Annotated in this window: 7 protein-coding genes; 4 read left to right on the plus strand and 3 right to left on the minus strand. The window is 58.3% G+C overall.

Features of this window, described 5'->3' with window-relative positions; genetic code table 11:
• The coding region (gene pyrD, locus VGP75_RS04515; RefSeq protein WP_327542524.1) for a dihydroorotate dehydrogenase (quinone) at positions 1-778 on the plus strand (778 nt) is incomplete at its 5' end.
• On the opposite strand, the gene VGP75_RS04520 is transcribed toward pyrD, so the two are convergent.
• The 3 genes from VGP75_RS04520 to VGP75_RS04530 are packed head-to-tail and all read right to left on the minus strand — an operon-like array spanning position 755 to position 3,016.
• On the minus strand, positions 755-2,092 hold the full coding sequence (locus tag VGP75_RS04520) for an MATE family efflux transporter (RefSeq protein WP_327542525.1): 1,338 nt from the start codon (positions 2,090-2,092) through the stop codon (positions 755-757). The two genes, pyrD and VGP75_RS04520, sit on opposite strands and share 24 nt — an antisense overlap.
• Positions 2,085-2,579 carry a PaaI family thioesterase gene (locus tag VGP75_RS04525; RefSeq protein WP_110279317.1) on the minus strand — a complete coding sequence of 165 codons (495 nt, stop codon included), beginning with the start codon at positions 2,577-2,579 and terminating at the stop codon, positions 2,085-2,087. The genes VGP75_RS04520 and VGP75_RS04525 overlap by 8 nt, the downstream gene beginning before the upstream one ends.
• Positions 2,576-3,016, minus strand: coding sequence for a PaaI family thioesterase (locus VGP75_RS04530; RefSeq protein WP_327542526.1), 441 nt, complete (start codon positions 3,014-3,016; stop codon positions 2,576-2,578). The genes VGP75_RS04525 and VGP75_RS04530 overlap by 4 nt, the downstream gene beginning before the upstream one ends.
• A gap of 133 nt (positions 3,017-3,149) precedes the next feature.
• Between VGP75_RS04530 and VGP75_RS04535 the strand changes: the two genes are divergently transcribed.
• The 3 genes from VGP75_RS04535 to VGP75_RS04545 form a co-directional block, all read left to right on the plus strand.
• Positions 3,150-3,518 carry a MerR family transcriptional regulator gene (locus tag VGP75_RS04535; RefSeq protein ID WP_327542527.1) on the plus strand — a complete coding sequence of 123 codons (369 nt, stop codon included), beginning with the start codon at positions 3,150-3,152 and terminating at the stop codon, positions 3,516-3,518.
• A gap of 241 nt (positions 3,519-3,759) precedes the next feature.
• The gene (locus tag VGP75_RS04540) at positions 3,760-4,161 is read left to right on the plus strand and encodes a MerR family transcriptional regulator (RefSeq protein ID WP_055291968.1); all 402 of its coding nucleotides are present in this window, start codon (positions 3,760-3,762) and stop codon (positions 4,159-4,161) included.
• A gap of 41 nt (positions 4,162-4,202) precedes the next feature.
• Positions 4,203-4,904: acyl-CoA dehydrogenase family protein (locus VGP75_RS04545; protein WP_327542528.1), on the plus strand; the 702-nt coding region annotated here is incomplete at its 3' end.

Consider the following 4,904-nt stretch of genomic DNA (forward strand, 5'->3'; position numbering starts at 1 on the left):
CGGCAATCCGAAACCGCGCCTGTTTCGCCTGACCGAAGACCGCGCCGCGATCAACCGTTTCGGCTTTAACAACGACGGGATGGAGGCGATTGCAGCCCGCCTTGCCCAGCGCCCAAATGGTGCCGTGATCGGCCTGAACCTTGGAGCCAACAAGGATAGTGCCGACAAGGCCGCAGATTTCGCAACGGCGCTGACACGCTGCGGTCCGGTCGTGGATTTCGCGACGGTCAATGTCTCATCCCCCAACACCGAAAAGCTGCGCGACCTGCAGGGCAAAGCCGCGCTTGCCGCACTGCTTGACGGGGTGATGCAGGCACGCGCCACGCTGGCTAACCCGATCCCTGTTTTTCTGAAAATTGCACCAGACCTCAGCACCGACGAAATTGCAGAAGTGGCCGAGGTCGCAAATGCTTCGGGCATCGACGCCATCATCGCTACCAACACCACACTGGACCGCGCAGGATTGCACGGGTCGCATAGCGCCGAAATGGGCGGGCTCTCCGGCCAGCCGCTTTTTGAAAAATCCACGCGGGTGCTGGCGCAACTGGCGGGGCTGACCACGCTGCCGATTATCGGCGTGGGCGGCGTTGGATCGGCGGAGCAGGCCTATCAGAAAATCCGCGCAGGAGCCTCTGCGGTGCAGCTTTACACAGCCCTTGTCTACGGCGGCATTTCGCTGGCGGGCGAGATTGCACAAGGCCTCGACACTCTGTTGCAACGTGATGGTTTTACCACTGTGGCCGATGCTGTGGGATCAGGGCGCGGCGACTGGACCTGAGCGTGGCCTGTCTGCCTCGGCCTCAAGGTCGGGGTATTTCCACGCCAGCGTTGCACCGCGCACGACAAAATTCATAAGCAAGGCAATCCAAAGCCCGTGGTTCTGGAACAGTGCCATCAGCGGCAACACCGTGGCGAAATAGACCAGCGCAGAAATCACCATCATATTGCGCATGTCCTTGGTGCGGGTGGCACCGATGAAAATCCCGTCCAGCATCCATGCCGCGACGCCCACGATCGGGGCCATTACCATATAGGGCAGATAGATGCGTGCAACCGCGCGTACTTCGGGTGCAGTTGTCATGACATCAATTACCCATCCACCAAAGAGCGCGAAACTCAGCGCCAGCAGCGCACAGATAATGCCACCCCACAGACTGCTCAGTACCGCACTACGCCGCAAAGCTGCCCGCGCCCGCGCGCCCAGCGCCTGACCAACGAGCGCTTCGGCAGAAAACGCGAACCCGTCAAGCGCGTAGGCGGTGACCTGCAAGAACTGCATCAGGATCTGGTTGGCGGCCAGTTGCACATCGCCAAAGTCCGACCCGAAAAACAGAAAGCTGACAAAGATCGCCTGCAACAGCACCGAGCGGATCAGGATATCCGAATTCACCAGCGCCATGTGCCGCAGCCGTATCAGATCGAACACCCGCGCCACCGACAGCCAAGCGGCCCGCCCAAAGACACCGCGACAAAACCACAGGCCCAACACCAGACCACCCCATTCGGCCATAAAGGTCGCCCAAGCCACGCCCTCAACACCCCAACCAAGCTGCAGGCCAAGCCAGAAACTCAGGACGATATTGGCACCATTCATGCCCACCTGAATGACCAGCACCGCCCGCGTGCGTTCCTGCGCGATCAGCCAGCCGGTAATGCCATAAAGCGCAATCGTGGCAGGGGCTGACCAGATACGTATCACCATGTAATCGCGCGCCAGTGCTTCCACCTCGGCGCTTGCGGGGGAAAGCCAGAAGGCTGCGTTAAAAATCGCCACCTGCGCGATGATCATCACAACGCCCGCCGATAGCCCGATCAAAAGCGCGCGCGACAAGAGCGCATCGACCTCATCCCCGTCCCCTGCCCCGCTGGCCTGCGACGTCAGGCCCGTGGTGCCCATGCGCAGGAAACCGAAAACCCAATAGACCGCTGACAGGATAATCGCGCCGATGCCGACAGCGCCAATTGGTGCAGCTTCGCCCAGTTGCCCGACAACACCGGTGTCCACGACCCCCAAAATCGGGACCGTCGCATTCGACAGCACAATCGGCAAAGCAATCGCAAGCACCCGTTTGTGGGTAAGTGCGCTAGCCATCGCGTTCGGGCATCAGGAAATGACCCGTGGCAGAGGCAAAAAGACGGCTGCGGTTATCCTGCCATGTCTCGACATGGACAGAAGCATAACGGCGGCCCGACCGGTTGACGCGCGCGCGCGCATAGGCATCACGCGGCAAACCAGACCGCAGATAATCGACGGTAAAGTCGATTGTCTTGGGCAGTTGAATGCGGGGCGCATCGTCGGTGTACTTGCCCGCCTCCATATCCTCCCAGATCATGGCCCAACTCAGTTCAACAATCGCGGTCACTTCCAGAAAGGCGGCCGTGACACCCCCGTGCAAGGCAGGCAACATCGGGTTGCCGATAAGCTTGTCATCATAGGGCAGAATAGCGGTCAGTTCATCGCCGCGCCGGTCGATCTTGATTCCCAGAAACTGGATATAAGGCACGCCGGCCACCAGTGTCGCAAGGGTCGCATCGCGGCGCTGCTTGATGACTTGCACGGGTTCAGGGCGGCGGCTCATGATTTGCCCCTTTCAATCGTAAAGGCGCCCGTTGCCGTGGCAACGGGGCGCGAAGGGTCTGCATCCACGGCCGTAGCGCGCACAAAAGCAACCGAGCGGGTCACGTGATAACATTCGGCCGTCGCCGTGATCCGGTCACCGGGGGTCGCGGGCCGCATGTAGTCGATCCGCAAATCCAGCGTCGCCGTCGCAAGCGCTGCTGCAGGATGCGCCATCACAGCCGCCCCTGCACAGGTATCCATAAGCGCCGAAACAGCGCCTCCATGAATGACCCCTGTTTCAGGGTCACCAATGAAACGGGCATCGTAATCCATGGCGATCACAGCCTTGCCGTCATCAATTTCGGTCACCTGCATGCCCAAGGCCTGGGCATGCGGGATGGCCGCAATAAACTGGCGGGCCAAAGTATCGCGGCGGGTTTTCTGCGCGTCAGACATATGTGCTCCTGAAAGGTTCTTGTGATGGGTAACGCTGAATTGAGGTTTTGACCACCTCTACGCGCCCCCCTGGTAGCAATCCATGTTGCCCCGTTTCTTCGTTGCCGCTAGCATTGGGCGAAGGGAGAAGCAGATGTCCGAAACACGCCTGTCATTCAAAGAGATGTGCGCGAAATTCGACGTCACGCCGCGCACCTTGCGTTATTACGAGTATATCGAGCTCTTGCGGCCCGAACGCGAAGGGCGGTCGCGTTTTTATGGCGCAAAAGAACTCGCGCGCATGACACTGATCCTGCGCGGACGGCGGTTCGGGTTTTCCTTGGAAGATATTCGCCAATGGCTCTTGATCTACGAACATGAGGGCACCGAGGCGCAGATGCACGAATGGGTGACACTGGCGGACAAGCAACTGGTCGAGCTTGCTGAGCAGAAAAAGCAGCTTGAAGATACGATTGCCGAACTCAAGAAACTGCGCGACGAGACGGCAAAGACCCTCGGATAGGCGACAGCGCCCGTCAACGCGACTCAGCAACACCAGTAAAAATTACAGTTTAGAGGGAAAAACGCGGCGTTTTCCCCGTTTTTTTATTGCGCATCACCCAGCGTCATCTTTCCTGACCTTTCGTCAACCGAACCGTGACGCCACGTTACGTTTACGTGCGCGTCAACTTTACTTGTATGCTGCCTATATCCTTTGCAGTTGCGTGGCATTCGTTAACCCCATGCACAGAAAGATATGAGTGATGACGACCGATACATTGAATATCCGTCAGATGTGTGACGCCTTTGATGTCACACCACGCACGCTTCGTTTTTACGAAGCCAAAGAACTGCTGTTTCCAATTCGGGAAGGTCAGCGCCGCCTTTTCACCAAACGTGACCGCGCGCGGCTCAAGCTGATTTTGCGCGGCAAACGCTTTGGTTTCTCATTGGAAGAAATCCGCCAATTGCTTGACCTCTACCACATGGACGACGGGCAAGAGGCGCAACTGTCAAAGACCTACGTTCTTGCCGAGCGCCACCTTGCCGACATGGAGGCCCAAAAGGCCGAGTTGGAAGAGGCGATTGGCGAGTTGAAAGAACAGATGGCCTGGGGTGCTGAAAAGCTTGCCCAACTGGCCAAAGAAAAAACGGCTGCTGCCTGACACTTGGGCGCGGCCCCAAAACGACCAACCGGAGACTTCAGATGCCAATCTACAATGCACCCACCAAAGACATCCAGTTTGTACTGCATGACCTGTTGAAAGTCAGCGAACAGGACATTCCGGGTTTCGAAGACCTTGACCGCGACTTTACGGCCGCTGTGGTCGAAGAGGCAGGCAAAGTGGCCTCTGAAGTGCTGCATCCGCTGAATGTGGTCGGCGACAAAGAGGGCTGTGTGCTGGAAAACGGTGTTGTGCGCACGCCAACCGGTTTCAAGGAAGCCTTCCAGCAGATGAAAGACGGCGGTTGGACCGCGATGGATTGCGATCCTGAATATGGCGGCCAAGGCCTGCCCTATGTGATGCACACCGCCGCACAGGAACCGTTCGTGTCCGCCAATATGGCGTTCAACATGTATCAGGGCCTGACCCACGGTGCTTACTCCGCGATCTACGCCCACGGGTCTGAGGCGCAAAAGCAGACATACCTGCCCAAGCTGACGACCTGCGAGTGGACCGGTACAATGAACCTGACCGAGCCGCATTGCGGCACCGATCTGGGCCTGATGCGCACCAAAGCTGTGCCGAACGATGACGGGTCCTACAAAATCTCCGGCCAGAAGATCTTTATCTCGGCTGGTGAGCACGACATGGCGGAAAACATCATCCACCTTGTTCTGGCCAAAATTCAGGGCGGGCCTGAGGGCATCAAAGGTGTGTCGCTCTTCATCGTGCCCAAGTTCATG

Source organism: Yoonia sp. (assembly GCF_036007805.1).
Taxonomy (GTDB): Bacteria; Pseudomonadota; Alphaproteobacteria; order Rhodobacterales; family Rhodobacteraceae; genus Yoonia.

Excerpts from the sequence above, each read along its gene's own strand:
- VGP75_RS04520 (WP_327542525.1), bottom strand. The coding sequence starts at position 2,092 with ATGGCTAGCGCACTTACCCACAAACGGGTGCTTGCGATTGCTTTGCCG.
- VGP75_RS04525 (WP_110279317.1), bottom strand. The coding sequence starts at position 2,579 with ATGAGCCGCCGCCCTGAACCCGTGCAAGTCATCAAGCAGCGCCGCGAT.
- VGP75_RS04530 (WP_327542526.1), bottom strand. The coding sequence starts at position 3,016 with ATGTCTGACGCGCAGAAAACCCGCCGCGATACTTTGGCCCGCCAGTTT.
- VGP75_RS04535 (WP_327542527.1), top strand. The coding sequence starts at position 3,150 with ATGTCCGAAACACGCCTGTCATTCAAAGAGATGTGCGCGAAATTCGAC.
- VGP75_RS04540 (WP_055291968.1), top strand. The coding sequence starts at position 3,760 with ATGACGACCGATACATTGAATATCCGTCAGATGTGTGACGCCTTTGAT.